Source organism: Halopseudomonas salegens, from assembly GCF_900105655.1.
GTDB classification, from domain to species: Bacteria; Pseudomonadota; Gammaproteobacteria; order Pseudomonadales; family Pseudomonadaceae; genus Halopseudomonas; species Halopseudomonas salegens.
In genome coordinates this window covers 2,016,707-2,031,798 of record NZ_LT629787.1, presented here as the reverse complement: position 1 = coordinate 2,031,798, position 15,092 = coordinate 2,016,707, and the positions used below count along the sequence as shown (strand labels likewise).

At 58.5% G+C, this 15,092-nt stretch carries 13 protein-coding genes; 3 read left to right on the top strand and 10 right to left on the bottom strand.

Features of this window, described 5'->3' with window-relative positions:
* Nucleotides 1–232: 232 nt before the first annotated feature.
* From BLU07_RS09115 to BLU07_RS09100, 4 genes are all read right to left on the bottom strand, one after another.
* On the bottom strand, nt 233–1,225 hold the full coding sequence (locus tag BLU07_RS09115) for a hypothetical protein (RefSeq protein WP_092386217.1): 993 nt from the start codon (nt 1,223–1,225) through the stop codon (nt 233–235).
* A gap of 24 nt (nt 1,226–1,249) precedes the next feature.
* On the bottom strand, nt 1,250–3,589 hold the full coding sequence (locus tag BLU07_RS09110; protein ID WP_231701617.1) for an FdhF/YdeP family oxidoreductase: 2,340 nt from the start codon (nt 3,587–3,589) through the stop codon (nt 1,250–1,252).
* Nucleotides 3,586–4,380 carry a formate dehydrogenase accessory sulfurtransferase FdhD gene (gene fdhD / locus BLU07_RS09105; RefSeq protein ID WP_092386215.1) on the bottom strand — a complete coding sequence of 265 codons (795 nt, stop codon included), beginning with the start codon at nt 4,378–4,380 and terminating at the stop codon, nt 3,586–3,588. The genes BLU07_RS09110 and fdhD overlap by 4 nt, the downstream gene beginning before the upstream one ends.
* A gap of 94 nt (nt 4,381–4,474) precedes the next feature.
* Nucleotides 4,475–5,374, bottom strand: coding sequence for a LysR family transcriptional regulator (locus tag BLU07_RS09100; protein ID WP_092386213.1), 900 nt, complete (start codon nt 5,372–5,374; stop codon nt 4,475–4,477).
* A gap of 60 nt (nt 5,375–5,434) precedes the next feature.
* Here BLU07_RS09100 and arfB point away from each other — a divergent pair, with 60 nt between their 5' ends.
* Nucleotides 5,435–5,848 (top strand): alternative ribosome rescue aminoacyl-tRNA hydrolase ArfB, encoded by a 414-nt coding sequence (arfB, locus tag BLU07_RS09095; protein ID WP_092386211.1) that lies wholly within the window; start codon nt 5,435–5,437, stop codon nt 5,846–5,848.
* 9 nt (nt 5,849–5,857) lie between these two features.
* Here arfB and glpK read toward each other — a convergent pair whose 3' ends face one another.
* On the bottom strand, nt 5,858–7,342 hold the full coding sequence (glpK, locus tag BLU07_RS09090) for a glycerol kinase GlpK (RefSeq protein WP_092386209.1): 1,485 nt from the start codon (nt 7,340–7,342) through the stop codon (nt 5,858–5,860).
* Between the two features lie 136 nt (nt 7,343–7,478).
* On the opposite strand from glpK, the gene glpD reads away from it, so the two are divergent.
* Nucleotides 7,479–9,005 (top strand): glycerol-3-phosphate dehydrogenase, encoded by a 1,527-nt coding sequence (gene glpD / locus BLU07_RS09085; protein ID WP_231701616.1) that lies wholly within the window; start codon nt 7,479–7,481, stop codon nt 9,003–9,005.
* 42 nt (nt 9,006–9,047) lie between these two features.
* Nucleotides 9,048–10,838, top strand: coding sequence for a hybrid sensor histidine kinase/response regulator (locus BLU07_RS09080; RefSeq protein ID WP_092386207.1), 1,791 nt, complete (start codon nt 9,048–9,050; stop codon nt 10,836–10,838).
* Here BLU07_RS09080 and BLU07_RS09075 read toward each other — a convergent pair.
* The 5 genes from BLU07_RS09075 to BLU07_RS09055 all read right to left on the bottom strand — a co-directional run bounded on the left by BLU07_RS09075 (nt 10,828) and on the right by BLU07_RS09055 (nt 15,062).
* The gene (locus tag BLU07_RS09075) at nt 10,828–11,472 is read right to left on the bottom strand and encodes a response regulator (RefSeq protein ID WP_092386205.1); all 645 of its coding nucleotides are present in this window, start codon (nt 11,470–11,472) and stop codon (nt 10,828–10,830) included. The two genes, BLU07_RS09080 and BLU07_RS09075, sit on opposite strands and share 11 nt — an antisense overlap.
* A 139-nt stretch (nt 11,473–11,611) precedes the next feature.
* Nucleotides 11,612–12,487, bottom strand: a complete 876-nt coding sequence (locus BLU07_RS09070) for an ion transporter (protein ID WP_092386203.1) — start codon at nt 12,485–12,487, stop codon at nt 11,612–11,614.
* Nucleotides 12,488–12,555: 68 nt separating this feature from the next.
* Nucleotides 12,556–13,101: an adenine phosphoribosyltransferase gene (locus tag BLU07_RS09065; protein ID WP_092386201.1), complete on the bottom strand. Its 546-nt coding sequence runs from the start codon at nt 13,099–13,101 to the stop codon at nt 12,556–12,558.
* 18 nt (nt 13,102–13,119) lie between these two features.
* Nucleotides 13,120–13,851 carry a fumarate/nitrate reduction transcriptional regulator Fnr gene (gene fnr / locus BLU07_RS09060; protein ID WP_092386199.1) on the bottom strand — a complete coding sequence of 244 codons (732 nt, stop codon included), beginning with the start codon at nt 13,849–13,851 and terminating at the stop codon, nt 13,120–13,122.
* A 110-nt stretch (nt 13,852–13,961) separates the two neighbouring features.
* Complete coding sequence (locus BLU07_RS09055) at nt 13,962–15,062, bottom strand: radical SAM protein (RefSeq protein WP_092386197.1); 1,101 nt, start codon at nt 15,060–15,062, stop codon at nt 13,962–13,964.
* Nucleotides 15,063–15,092 lie beyond the last annotated feature (30 nt).

The following is a 15,092-nucleotide window of genomic DNA, read 5'->3' as shown; positions in this document are numbered from 1 at the left end:
GCTCTGAACCGCTGTTTGATTCTGCCGGGCGCGGTTTCAGCAAAAGGGACGCTCCAAGAGACTGATCGCGCGTTCGCTGTGGACGCATGCGAATTATTGTGAATAGTCTATCGCTATCAATCTCATTTGCTAAACGTATAGATAATGAGAACTATTGTCAATGCAGGATGTCAGAGCATGCTTGACCAGCAATCAGGGCCAGCGGGACATGAGAGCCTATGCCGGCCCGGGTTCAGGGGTACTGGGTACGCTGAATCAGACCGCGGAAATACAGTTCGAAGCGCATAGTGAACGCCCAGCGTGGGTCGAAGTTGGCTCGGCGGGGAAATTGCAGCTCGGGGATCAGGTCGAGAAACACGCGATCACGGTGAATGTCGCGGCGGTAGTACGCCTGGAGGTAATAGTCATTGATTCGTGGGTTGCTCAGGCTGTTGCCGATCATGACTGCGGCATAACGCATGGCGCTGCGATTGCTCAGTTTCTGATGCAGCTCGATGCTTTCGGAAAACTCCAGCGTATCTTCATCCTCCTGCCACTGAAAGGTCGTTACGAAACGGAAGTGCCTTCGTTCATCCAGCGGTCGGCCAAGATCCCAGCGTGATCGCGCTGAGTAACCCTCTTTATTGAACCAGGATGCGCGGTTGTCCGAGCTGAGTTGCCAGGGGCCGTTACCCACACCCCACAGCCTTTCAGCGCTCACGCGGACGTATGGATCCAGCGGCAGGCGCAAGCGAATCCCGGCACCGGTACGGAAGTTCCACTGTTCGCGCTTGTCCCGGCCGCTCAGTCGGCTGAGACCAAGAATGGTATTGCTGGTCGAGGTCTGTTGCTCGGTCAAACGGCCGGTGCCCTGTTCGGCCAGTGTGCCCCGGGATTCTTCCGGTTCACTTTCAAGAATCAGGCGCAGGCGTTCTTCCGTGGTTGGCAGGTCAAGCCGAAAGCGCACGCTCAGGTCGTGATCATTGGTTTCAGCCTCTTCCCAGTCGAAGGTGTAGCGCAACCGCAGGTAAGAGGTGTTGTCGTAGTCGGGATACTCGCGGGAAATAAAACCATCGAGATTGCGCGAGGTCGAGGTGACCCAGCGCGAGACGCTGTCATGCATCCGGTCCACCCGTTCTTCACCCCAGGCCGGAAGATCGCTGTCATCACCGTCTTGTTGCTCTTCGGCCATGACCGGACTGGCGAAAAAAACAATGCTCAGTGCAGCAATGATCACCTTGGTCATGAGTCTGTTCACTCTGGCTGGCGGCTATAGATTGATAATAGCACCTGACACAGACAGTGGAGGATTGCTGGCAGTATTCGGGCGCAGCCGAATGGCGATAAATTTTGCCGTTGGGGTGAAGCTCTCAGCGCCGTAGCTGGCCAGGGGGAGCAACGGATTGATTTCCGGGTAATATGCCGCCGCCTGCCCGAGCGGTATGTCGAAATCAATCAGGCTGAAGCCCGGAACGCGACGCTCGATTGCGTCGTCCCAGAGTGACTCGATATCAACCCTGGCACCGGGTGGCCAGCCGAGACGTTCACGATCCAGAGCATTGATGAAGAGTACCTGACGGTGCCCGCTGACGCCGCGATAGCGATCATGCAGACCATAGATGGTGGTGTTGTATTGGTCGTGCGAGCGCAGGCTTTGCAGAATCAACTCGGGTTGCTGACCACTGTTGAGTACGGACGCGGGAAGATGGCTGGCCGGTAGTGGATGGAGGCTGAATTCGGCACGACCGGAGGGGGTTTGCCATTGATGCCGGTTGACTGGATTCGGTAAATGAAAACCGCCGGGGGGTTGCAGGCGCTGATTGAAGTCAGTGAAGCCGGGAATGCAGGCAGCGATCAGGTCGCGAATCCGGTCATAATCGGCCACCAGCTCAGACCAGTTGACCGGCCAGTTGCCCAGGGCTGCCTGTGCGATACCGGCGATAATGGCCGGCTCCGAGCGCATCTCCGTTGAGAGCGGAGGCAGTTGTCCGTACGAGGCATGGATCATGCTGAATGAATCTTCTACCGTCACCGCTTGCGCGCCGCTGGCCTGATGATCAATGTCGGTGCGGCCCAGGCAAGGCAGAATCAGAGCCGTTTGCCCCGGTGTCAGGTGACTGCGATTCAGTTTGGTGCTGATCTGCACGGTGAGTTGGCAGTTGCGCAAGGCCTGATGGGCTTGCTGGCTGTCCGGTGTTGCCTGGGCAAAATTACCGCCGAGGCCGATGAATACGTCGACTTCTCCCGCGAGCATGGCCTGCAGGGCGGTTACCGTGTTGTGACCCGGTTCCTGCGGTGGATGAAAATCAAGGTGTTGCTCCAGGGCGTCAAGGAAGGCTTGGCCCGGGCGCTCATTGATGCCCATGGTACGGTCGCCCTGCACATTGCTGTGACCTCGCACCGGACACACACCGGCCCCGGGGCGACCAAGGTTGCCGCGCAACAGCTGCAAATTGACGATTTCGCCGATGGTGGCCACCGAGTGGTGATGCTGGGTAATACCCATGGCCCAGCAAATAATAACGCGCTCGGATGCGGCATAGATGCGTGCTGCCCGTTCCAGCTCTGCCAGAGTCAGGCCGGATTGCTCGCAAATGGTGTCCCAGGGTGTTGCATCGAGAAGTGCCAGGTAGGGTGTCAGATCCAGGCTGTTGGCTTGCAGGAACGCATGATCGAATACGGCTGGCTTGCCATTTGCCTGCGCCTCTTGTTCCCACTGCCAGAGCATCTTGGCCATGCCGCGCAGTGCTGCCAGATCGCCACCCAGGTGGGGGCGAAAATACGCGCTGTGTGTGGGGTCTGAGTTATTTCCCAGCATCTGACGTGGACTCTGTGGGTGCTGGAAACGTTCCAGCCCACGCTCGCGCAATGGATTGAAGCAGACCACCTGTGCACCGCGGCGCACGGCCTGACTGAGAGGTTCAAGCATGCGCGGATGATTGCTGCCGGGGTTCTGACCGAACAGAAAAATGGCGTCTGCATAAGCGAAATCATCCAGGGTCACGCTGCCTTTACCGTTGCCCAGGTGACGGTTCAGTGCCACACCGCTGGCTTCGTGGCACATATTTGAACAATCGGGGAAATTGTTGCTGCCCAGAGCACGGACCATGAGTTGATAGAGAAAGGCCGCTTCGTTGCTGGCACGCCCAGAGGTATAGAACTCGGCCCGTCGTGGATCGGGCAATTGGCGTAGTTGATTGCCGATCAACGCGAAGGCCTGACTCCATTCGATGGGTCGGTAGTGGCTGTCACCCGGGCGAAGAATCATCGGCCGGGTCAGTCGGCCCTGGTATTCCAGCCAGTAGTCTGACTGCGCGCGCAATTGTTCTACGCTGTAACGGGCAAAAAAGTCGGCATCCACTGCTCTTCGGGTCGCTTCCCAGTTGACCGCCTTGGCGCCGTTTTCACAGAAGTTTATTCTGCCGGCGGCGGGGTCATCACCCCAGGCGCAACCGGGGCAATCAAAGCCGCCATGCTGGTTGGTGCGCAGCATGGCGCGCAGGTTTTTCAACGGTTGGCGACTGTTCATCCAGGCTTGAGTCACGCTGCGCAGCGCGCCCCAGCCAGCGGCTGGGCCAGGGTAGGGCTTGTACAGGGGTGTTTTACTCACAAGACCGGCTCCATTCGATACACGCGTGGGCCGGCGCGCTGCGACAGATGAATCAGGTTCAGGCCCAGAGCGCTGGCCCAGCGTACGCTGAGTTGGCTGGGCGCAGCCAGGGAGACCAGCGTCGGCAAACCGGCACGAACGGCCTTGTGCACCAGTTCCAGGCTGCAGCGGCTGGTGACGATGGCGAAACCCTCGGTTGCAGGCAAGCGCGCCAACGCCAGTGCACCAATGAGTTTGTCCAGGGCGTTGTGCCGGCCGATGTCTTCCCGACACACGCGCAACTCGCCCTGGGCGTCGATATACCCGGCCGCATGCATGGCCCCGGATTGCCGAGCGCGGACTTGTCGTGCGGCCAGTCGCTGGCGCAGCCCGGCCAGATGTTCGGGTCGGGGCAGGGGGCGGCTTGGCCCGGGTTGCAGCTGTGGCAGGGCCTGTTCCAGCGCGCTGTTGCCACACAGGCCACAGCCCGCGGTACCGGCAAGCTGGCGACGCTGGCGCTTGAGCTGCCACAGGCGCCGGCTGCTCAGCTCCAGATCGAGCTGGCAGTGATCGCCCGCATGCTGGATGGTAATATCCAGAAGTTCGCAGGGCTGCTCGATAATGCCCTGCCCCAGGCTGAAACCGATCGCAAAATCGTGCAGATCATCAGGGCTGGCCATCATGACAGCGTGATTCAGGTCGTTGTAGTTGATCGCCACGGCGACTTCATCGGCAAGACAGGCATCATGCAGTTGTGCCGGAGTGTGCAGTGTCTGGTAGCTGAAAGGTGGGACAGGTTCGGGTCTGGGCATGACTGACTCGCTGGCAGGCAGATTCTTCCGATCAGCCTAGGGGTTGCCTCGGGCGTCGTCCAATTGCTGCTGCTGATGGGCTGATCAAGGTGGTCTATGGCCCGTCTGGTTGCACCATTTCCAGTGGTTTGGCGGCGTTGAAACACGTCTGGGCAATAACGCTGGTGGGTTTCTGCCGCCTGATCAACAAGCCGATGGGCGCCAGGTTGCTGCTTTCGGCGATGGCGATCCAGTTCAGGTCGGGATTGCTTGCCAACAGATCCGCATCGTAAGGGATGACGCTGCAGCAGAGTCCGTAACGCACGCTGTGCAGTAATTGCTGGACGGCATCACTTTCGATCACCAGATTTGCGCGCAAACCTCGGCTGCGCAGGGCTTGTTCAACCGCCTGACGAAAATGCATGCCACTGGACAACAAGCCAAGGGGCAATCTGGCTACTTCCTGCCAGTTGGGTGAATCGCTGGGTGGGCTGACATGGGCCGGAGCGAAGAGCAGGCCCATGGTTGGCATCGCCAGCGTCAGGCTGGCAAAACTGGCCGGATCGATTTTATTCAGATAGCCGAGGCCGAGGTCGAGCTGGTTGCTGGCCAGCTGTTCAAGAATCTGTTCACTGCTCAGAGTGGTCAGTTGCAGGCTCAGCTCCGGATACTCCTGACGCCACAAAGCCAAAAGGCGGGCCGGATTGAACCCCGCAAGGGGTACCATGCCGAGGCGCAGCGTACCGATCAACTGACCACGACAGGCTGCGGCTTCGGCCAGCAAACCGTCGTGTGCACGCATCAGGCTGCGGGCCCAGGCGAGGATGCGCTTGCCTTCAGGGGTGAAATCATGAAAGCGTTGGTCGCGCTGTACCAGGGTCAGCCCAAGCTGTTCTTCGAGTTGGCGCAAGCGCATGGACAACGTTGGTTGAGTCACATGGCAGCGTTCAGCCGCCTGGCCAAAGTGGCGGGTGTCATCCAGCGCGATAAGAAACTGCAGTTGTCGAATATCCATGCCGAGCCATGATCAATGTTAAGGTATCAGCATACTCTGTCGTCGTCTGAAGAGCAGCGAATGATCGAACTGGACAAAAATCTGCAACTGGATGAAGCGGACTTCGAGTGCCTGCCGATTCGAGCCCAGGGTGCTGGCGGGCAGAACGTCAACAAGGTATCCAGCGCTATCCATTTGCGCTTTGACATCAACCGAAGCAGCCTGCCGGACATTTGCCGGGAACGCCTGCTGGCGCTGAATGACAAACGTATCACCAAGGATGGAGTGGTGGTGATCAAGGCGCAGCAATACCGCACCCAGGAGCAGAATCGCGAAGATGCCATAAGGCGTCTGGTCGAGTTGATCAACAGTGTGCTCGTTGAGGTCAAGCCGCGGCGACCAACCAAACCGGGGCGGGCAGCGAAGAAGCGCCGGCTGGATGCCAAGACTCGTCACGGCCAGAGGAAGCAGCTGCGCGGGCGAATCGATCTCTGACGGGCTGTGTCAGCCCTCGCGTACACGCCGCACTGCATCCTGCCAGCCCTGATAGAGCTGATTGCGCTGGTCTTCCGGCATATCCGGTTTGAAGTTGCGCTGGCAATGCCAATGCGCGGCTATCTCCTCCAGGCTGGCGAACAGCCCACTGTGCAGTCCGGCCAGATAAGCCACGCCAAGTGCCGTTGTCTCAGTGACTTGCGGGCGTTCAACCGGTACGCCAAGGATGTTAGCCAGGGACTGCACGACCCAGTTATTGACCACCATGCCGCCATCCACTCGTAATGCCGAGGTGCTGATAGCTCCGTCAGCTTGCATGGCATCCAGCAAATCACGGGACTGGAAGCAGACCGATTGCAGCCCGGCGGTGACGATTTCAGCAATGCCGGTATCCCGGGTCAGGCCAAAAATGGCTCCACGCGCCTTGGGGTCCCAGTAGGGTGCACCCAGGCCAGTGAAAGCAGGTACCAGATAGACGCCGCAATCATGCCCGGTCTGCTCGGCCATGGCTTCGGTCTCACCGGCGTGCTGAATCAGCTTCAGGCCGTCGCGCAGCCACTGGATTGCCGCCCCGGCAACGAAAATGCTCCCTTCAAGAGCAAAGGTTACCTGACCTTGCAGGCGATAGCCGACTGTCGTCAGCAAGCGATTGTTCGAACGAATCGGCTGGTCACCGGTATTCATGATCATAAAACAGCCGGTGCCGTAGGTGCTCTTGACCATGCCCGGCTGGAAACAGGCCTGGCCAATCAGAGCGGCTTGCTGATCACCGGCCATCGCGGTGATGGGGATTTCTGCGCCAAACAAACCTGCCTCGGTGTGGCCAAAGTCGGCAGCGGTATCCATTACCTCGGGGAGCAGGCTGGCGGGAATGTCGAATAATTCAAGCAGGTCCTGATCCCAGCTTTGGGTGTGGATATTGAACAGCATGGTGCGCGAGGCGTTGGTGGCATCGGTACGGTGAACCTTGCCACCGGTCAGCCGCCAGAGCAGAAAGCTGTCGACGGTACCAAATCGCAACTTTCCCTGTTCGGCTTTGGCTCTGGCCTCTGGTATGTGTTCCAGCAACCAGCGCAGCTTGGTCGCGGAAAAATAGGGATCTATCAGCAGACCGGTTTTATTGCTGACCATGGGTTCATGCCCGGCCTGTTTCAGCTCGGCGCAGTAGTCTGCCGTGCGTCGGTCCTGCCAGACGATGGCGCGGTGCAGCAGCTCCCCGCTGTCGGCGTCCCACAGCAAGGTGGTTTCACGTTGATTGGTAATCCCGATGGCGCGGATGTCGCTTGCGTGCATGTTCTGTTCGGCAAGCAGTTGCCGGCAAACGCTCAGAGTGCTTTGCCAGATTTCTTCGGCATCGTGTTCAACCCAGCCATCGCAGGGAAAGTACTGACTAAATTCCTCTTGCGCACTGCCCAGGGGGGTACCAGCGGCATCAAACAGAATGGCGCGGCTGCTGGTGGTGCCCTGGTCTATAGCAAGAAGATGCGTGGCCATGGTGTCGGTATCCTGTTGTTTTGCTGTTATTGTGGAGTTCAAGCCGCAAGTGAGTGCCAGGCAACAGGTTAAACGCCCGAGTCGAACAGGCCAAGGGGCATGAGGCTTTTTCCGGCTGGGTCAAGTGGGGGAATACATGCAACAGTCACAGCTTTTGGCTGCATCGATGCATAGCGATCCGGATACCTGTGATCTGCTGGTCATCGGTGGTGGCATCAACGGGGTGGGCATTGCCAATGATGCGGCTGGGCGAGGGCTTTCAGTATTACTCTGCGAGCAGGATGACCTGGCGGCGCATACCTCTTCGGCCAGCAGCAAGCTGATTCATGGTGGGTTGCGTTATCTGGAGCACTTCGCTTTCCGTCTGGTGCGCGAGGCGCTCGGGGAGCGCGAGATATTGCTGGCCAAGGCTCCGCATATTATCTGGCCGTTGCGCTTTGTGCTGCCCCATGAGCGGCACTTGCGGCCATGGTGGATGCTGCGTGCAGGCCTGTTTATCTATGACCACTTGGGTCAGCGCGTGCGTTTGCCTGGCTCGCGGGCGGTAAAACTGGCTGAAGACAACCCGTTACGGCCAGACCTGCTGCGCGCTTTCGAGTATTCAGACTGCTGGGTCGATGATGCCCGTCTGGTCGTGCTCAATGCCATGCAGGCGCATGCTGTAGGCGCCAGTATTTTGCCTCGGACCCGGTGTATTGCTGCGCGGCGTGAAGGGGCCTGGTGGCAGGTAACCCTGCAAACCGCCTCCGGGCTCAGAGAGGTTCGAGCGCGGGGGCTGGTAAACGCTGCCGGGCCCTGGGCCGCCAAGGTCATTGAAGATGCCCTCGACTTGCCCAGCCCGCATGCGCTGCGTCTGGTTCAGGGTAGTCATATCGTATTGCCGCGTCTGTATGCAGGTGACCAGGCCTACATACTGCAGAATGTCGATCAACGCATTGTCTTTGTGTTGCCCTATGAGGATGATTTCACTCTGGTCGGTACGACTGACCGGGATTATCGCGGCGATCCGGCAGAGGTCAAGCCGACTCGTGACGAGGAAGATTACCTGTTGGCGGTTATCGGACATTACTTTCGCCAGACGGTAGACCGGCAACAGATTCAGCATAGCTATGCGGGGGTGCGCCCCTTGCTGGATGACGATGACAGTAACCCGGCCGCGGTAACGCGCGATTACACGCTCTCTGTACAGGGCCAGCCTGACCAGCCGCCATTGCTCAGCGTGTTCGGGGGGAAGTTGACTACCTATCGCCGCCTGGCTGAATCCGCCCTGGCGCACCTGCAACCCTGGTTCGGCCAGATGGGGCCAGCCTGGACGGCGAAGCAGCCCTTGCCCGGTGGTGATTTTGCAAGTCCTCTGGCCCTTGAGCAAGAGCTGGAAGAGGCTTTTCCCTGGTTGACTCAGGCACAGCGGCGGCGATTTGTCCGCAGTTATGGACGGCTATGCTGGCGTTTTCTGGCCGAGGCGCGCAGTGCTGCGGATCTCGGCGAGATGTTCGGGGCGGGATTGACGGCAGCCGAGTTGGGTTATCTGTGTCGGGATGAATGGGCGCAGAGCGTTGACGATGTATTATGGCGACGCAGCAAGCTGGGCTTGCATCTGAATGCCGTTGAGCAGGCCAGGGTCGCTGAATGGATGCAGGAAAACGCGCCAGCTGACAGTTGATGCCTGTCACCGGAAAATAACAAGAAACTCACGGGAGTTGCTATGTCCAACCTGGACAGTCAGGCCATGAGCATGCTGGATGAGCCGACTTTGCTCGCTCAGCGCAGTGGCCTTCGGCGTTTGCGCTTCAATGCCGAACTGGAAGAAGACTTCGCCGGGTACATGCATGTGCGCCTGGCCAACAGAGCCTTTGTGGTTGCCGTCTGTGCGTTCACGTTCATGTTGTTGTTCATGCTGCTGGACTGGGCTTATCTGACGGTAGAACTGTATCAGGTCACCATTCCTGCGCGTATGGCAGTACTTCTGGTGGTTGGTTGGGCGATCTGGTATTCCGGCCGACCTGCCAAGGTGGCGCCAGACCAGGCATTCGCTGTGTCTATTCTGGGTTATACCCTCAGTGGCTTGATGGTTGCGCTGGTGATTGTGGCTGCGCGGCAGGTTGATTTGCCGGTGGCAGTCACGCATGAAGGGCTGTATCTGGTGCTGCTGGCGGGTTTTTTTTTGCTGGGCCTGCCGACCCGGCATGCGGTTCTGGGCTCCTGGATCATTGTCGCCGTCTATTTGCTGGCCGAGTACGCTGCTGGCGCACCGCGTAGCGTAATTTTTGCCAATGGACTCTATCTCAGCTGCTTTACGGTAATCGGGACCTTTGGTGCTTACCTGTACGAATATATGCTGCGCTACGGCTTTCTCAATGAAGGGCTGATGCAGGCAGCCCAGCGTCGGGCGGAACGCGAAAGTCAGAGCAAAACCCGTTTTTTGGCTACCTCCAGTCATGATTTGCGCCAGCCGCTGCACGCGATGACGCTGTTTATCGAAAACCTTGACGGTCGCATCACGGATATGGAAACCCGCAAAACGCTCAAGCGTCTGGCGGATTCGGCCCATGTCTTGCAGGATATGCTCAATGCCTTGCTGGATATTTCGCGTCTGAGTGTGGGTATGGTCCAGCCTCAGTTACAGAGTATCAACCTGCACCCCTGGCTGAGTCGCTTGTTGGCCAGCATGGAGTCCAGTGCCCGGGCTAAAGGTGTGGAGTTGCAACTGCTGTGCCCGCCACGGGTGGCCGTGCAGAGTGACCCGGTACTGCTGGAGCGGCTGGTACGCAACTTTCTCAATAATGCTCTGGTGCATGCCCGCGCGACTGAAGTGCGCGTCGAAGTCAGTCGTGCCGATGACCGGCTGCGCCTGGCGATTGCGGACGATGGCTGTGGCATGACTGAAGCCGATCAGCTGCGTATTTTCGAGGAGTTTACCCAGTTGGCGAACCCGGCACGAAGCCTGGACAAAGGCGTCGGCCTGGGCCTGTCCATCTGCCGCCAATTGCTGCATTTGCTGACCTATCCTTCGGGCGTGGTGTCGGCCCCGGGTCAGGGTTCACGGTTCTGGTTTGAGGTGCCGCAAGCCGAGTGGCGAGACCAACCGGCCAGCACCGCCCGACAGTTGCAGCCGGGCCTGCAGGGCAAGGTTGCGGTAGTTGACAATGATGAAATCAACCGTGAGGCCATGCAGGGGTTGCTGGTCCAGTGGGGGCTGGAGGTGGTCAGCTATGCGTCGGCCGAGGAGGTGATGATCGCCCTTGAATCTGCCGGTGCGGATGTCTTGCTATCCGATTATCGGCTGGAAGGGGAGCTCAATGGCCTGGAGCTGGTGCGCCAGTTGCGCACCAGCAAACGCTTCTCCGGGCCTGCGGTACTGGTCACTGCAGATACCCGTGAGGAAGTTGCTGAACAGGCTCGCCTGGTCGACGTGCATGTGCTTTATAAACCGGTTCTCCCCTCACGCCTGCGCCGTCATTTGCAAACCTTGCTACGCAACAGTGTCAGAAGCTGACCAGGCCGAGACGGCGGGCCTGAGCTACGCACTCGGTTCGGTTATGGCAGTTGAGGGTGGAAAACAGTGCCTTTAGATGGGTTTTGACCGTATCTTCGGAGAGCGACAGGCGCTGGCAGATTACCTTGTTGGGGAGGCCCTCGGCCAACAGGTCGAGGATTTCCAGTTGACGTGGGGTAACGCCCAGTTCACGCGCACAGCTTTGCCGGTCAAGTGGCTGATTATCGCCGGCAATGACGACTTGTTCACCAAACAGTAACCGGGTTACCGCATCCTGTAGCAACTGACCATTGGCGGTTTTGCTGATGAACCCGGCAGCGCCGGATTGCAAGGCGGCTTCCTGGTCGCTGGGGCTGTTGCTGGCGGTGAGAATGGCGATCGGTGCAACCGGGTCAATATCACGCAGACGTTGCAGGAGGCTGAGACCACTGCTGTCGGGGAGCTGCAAATCCAGCAGGATCAGGTCGTAACTGTGCTGGGCTACCTGCAGTTCGGCATCACGAGCGGTACCGGCATGATCAATGATAACGCCTTCGCCCAGGTTGCTGAGGGTGAGTCCCAGTCCATCCAGATAGATCTGGTGATCGTCAATCAGCAGCAGGCGTGTATCTGGCGGCAAGGTGGCTTGGGCCATGCAGCAGTTTCCTCGGTGAGGTGATGCCGAGTGATAGTTGGCATCGGTTGTTGTTATTCTGCGCATGATAAGCAAACTTGTGCAAAAGGTCCATTCATGGTCATTTTTGCGCCGCTTGTCGTTCTTCCGGTCAGGCCAATTACTTGGCCATGGTACTGCGCAAACTGGCCAATTCCTTGCGCAATTCGCGTACTTCAAGTAGCAATAATTCCTGATTGACCCCGGACAGACTGGTGTGGGGGTGGGATTTTGCTGCGTCTTCCAGGGAATGCTGACCCTCTGTGCCGGCCTTGCTGGCAGCAACACGTTCCCTTTGATTCTGTATGGCATCGACGATGACGGCGATGAACAGGTTCAGCATCATGAACGTGGCAATCAGAATAAAGGGAACGAAATACAGCCATGCCAGCGGATAGACCTCCATCACCGGCCGGACGATGCCCATAGACCAGCTTTCCAGCGTCATGATCTGGAACAGGCTGAACAGGCTGGCTCCCAGGGTGCCGAACCACTCGGGGAAGGCCTGGCCAAACAGCTGGGTGGCAATCACCGCCGCAACATAGAAGACCAGACCGAGTAGCGCGACAATGCTGCCCATGCCGGGCAGCGAGGCAAGCAATGACTGCACGACGATTTTCATGCTTGGTACCAACGCAATCAAGCGCAATACCCGGAGAACCCGCAACGCACGCAACACGGCCAGAGGGCCGCTGGCAGGCACCAGGGCAATGGCAATCACGATAGTGTCAAACAGTCCCCAGGGATCTTTCAGCAAGCGCCAGCCATGGGCGATAAACCGCAGGCTGATTTCGATCACGAACACGCCCAGGATCAATGTATCCAGCGTCATCAGCAATGTGCCCCACTGCTGCATGATCTCTGAGGAGGTTTCCAGCCCGAGCACGACCGCGTTGATCAGGATCAGGATCATGATGGTAAATTGGGCTCGCGGGCGTTCGATCCAGTTGGCCAGCCGCTGTCGCCAGGGCTGCTGGTTCTGTACAGAGTCAGTCATAAGTTCGATAGATAGCCAGGGATGAAAGGCAGAGGCCACGTGCAGTGACCCCGGGTCAGAGAGGAATTCTACTCGTCTGCGGCAAAGGCGCACAGAGTAAAGGTGGGAATATCGGCATCCTGCATCAGGCGAGAGCCACCCAGATCAGGCAGGTCAATGATGGCGGCAGCTTCGTAGACGTCGGCACCCAGTTGTTTGACCAGCCGGGCAGCGGCGAGGAAGGTGCCACCGGTGGCGATCAGATCATCCAGCAACAATACCTGATCGCCGGCCTGCAAGGCATCGCGGTGGATCTCCAGGGCAGATTCGCCATACTCGCTCTGGTAGCTCTGCCGCAGAGCGTCCGCTGGCAATTTACCCGGCTTGCGCAGCAATACCAGGGGCTTGTTCAATTCATAGGCTATCACCGCGCCGAGAAGAAATCCGCGCGCATCAATAGCACCGATATGCGTAATCGGACTGTCCACATAGCGTTGAATCAGGCTGTCGGCAATCATGCGCATGGCACGTGGCGATTGATACAGAGGGGTAATGTCACGGAAAGTGACCCCGGGTTTGGGAAAGTTCGGGACCGGCCTCACCTGAGACTTGATACTGTATTCGTCGAAAATCATGCAAACCCTATGTCACGCTTAATCAAATTGACCGCCGGCCAGAGCACACAGCTGCGCATGGTCGAGAATTTCGATCTGCTTGCCTTCAGCGGCAATCAGTTGTTGTTGCTGGAAGCGGGTAAATACCCGGGATACCGTTTCCACCGCAAGGCCTAGATAATTGCCGATTTCATTGCGCGACATGGCCAGCCGGAAGGCAGTGGCCGAGTAGCCACGGGCCCGGAACCGAGCGGAAAGGTTGATCAGCAGGGTTGCGATGCGTTCGTCGGCAGTCTTTTTCGACAGCAACAGCATCATTTGCTGATCGTCACGAATTTCCCGGCTCATCAGGCGCATGACCTGCTTGCGCAGTTGTGGCATGGCTGCGGTCAGGTCATCCAGGCGCTCAAAGGGAATCTCGCATACCGAGGTGGTCTCCAGCGCTACGGCCGAGACGGGGTAGCGTTCGTCATCCATGCCCGATAGTCCGATCATTTCGCTGGCCAGGTGAAAACCGGTGATCTGTTCTTCACCACTGTCAGACACACTGAAAGTCTTGATTGCGCCCGAGCGCAGCGCATAGATGGAATTGAACGGATCGCCCTGACGGAACAGGTTTTCACCCTTTTTCAGTGGCCGGCCGCGCTTGACGATGTTGTCCAGAGTCTCCAGTTCCTGATCCTGCAAGGAGAGGGGCAGGCACATGGCTGACAGGCTGCAATCTTTGCAGTGGGCTTCAGGCAGGGCACGTAGTTTGATGGCGTCACTCATGGGGGCATCCAGCGTCCGGGCATTATCTGGAAAGCCTACAACATGGAACCTGCTTTCGCCATTGCTAACTGTCGCTATAGCCGAACATGATAAGCGAGCCAAAGACGGCGTCAGGGGGCCGCTGGAGCAGGCCATTGATACTGGGCGGTAAACTGGGCGCGCGCTGCTCGCTGTTGCCAGCAGGCAAGTTGCGTGCTGTTTTGCCAGGCGAGGCCGTTGACGTCGCTGATTGCACCCAGGCCGACTCCGATTTCATCGCAATCAGGATGCCCGCTCAAGCCGCACGCGGTATGGCGCAATGGCGTGCTGTCCTCTGCGGCAATGGCCAGTGGATCCTGGGGCAAAACGAACAGGTCATGTTGCAGTCGTTGATAACCCGTTGCCAGGAGGTACTGCTGGCAATGCTGCTTCGCCGCCGCAGTCTCCTGGGGACTGGGCAGACTGGCCCGGTTGATTCGTCGCTGCGGCGGATAATGCTCTGGTTGGTGACGGTAGCAGGTCAAACGGATGCGTTCCGGGCGCCAGCCAACGATGCTGTCGAGTGTCTGACAGAAACTGTCCAGGCTTTGTTCGGGCAGACCAGCCATCAGCTCGATGCCGATGCTGTGGAAGCGCAGGGTGCGTGCTGCGGCGAGGCATTCAGCAAATTGCTGGTCACCCTGCAAGCGGTTGACCGCAGTTTGTACGCGAGGGTCGAGACTGGGCTGCATGATGTTCAGACGGTTGAAGCCCAGGCCGCGCAGTAAATCCAGTGTGGCCCAGTCGACCTCACGCGGGTCGATAGCCACGCTGGCATCAATGTCGGGCATGGCCGACAGATTGAAATGTCGGTGCAGCTTGTTCATCAACTGGGTCAGTGCCTGATGGCCGAAAAACGTCGGGGTGCCGCCCCCCAGATGCAGTTGCCTGACCTGTTGGCGCTGGTCCAGGTGACGGCCAATTGTGGCGATTTCAGTACCCAGTAAATGCAGATAGTCGCTGGCTTTGCTACGGTCCTTGGCGATTATCCGGCAGCGGTTGCAAAAAAAGCAGGCGTTGGCGCAAAAAGGCAGCCGAATATTCAGGGCCAGATCACGTTCGGCAAGCCGGCTGGCTCGCAGTGCCCGGCGGATGGCCAGGTGATCCACCGTTTCCCGGAGCAACTGGCGCAGAGGTAACTGACCATTGCCGCCAGGCTTGGTTGAAGTCGGGGCGTAAAGAACAGCCTGCATGGGTATTCCCTCACTGAGTACGAATACTGG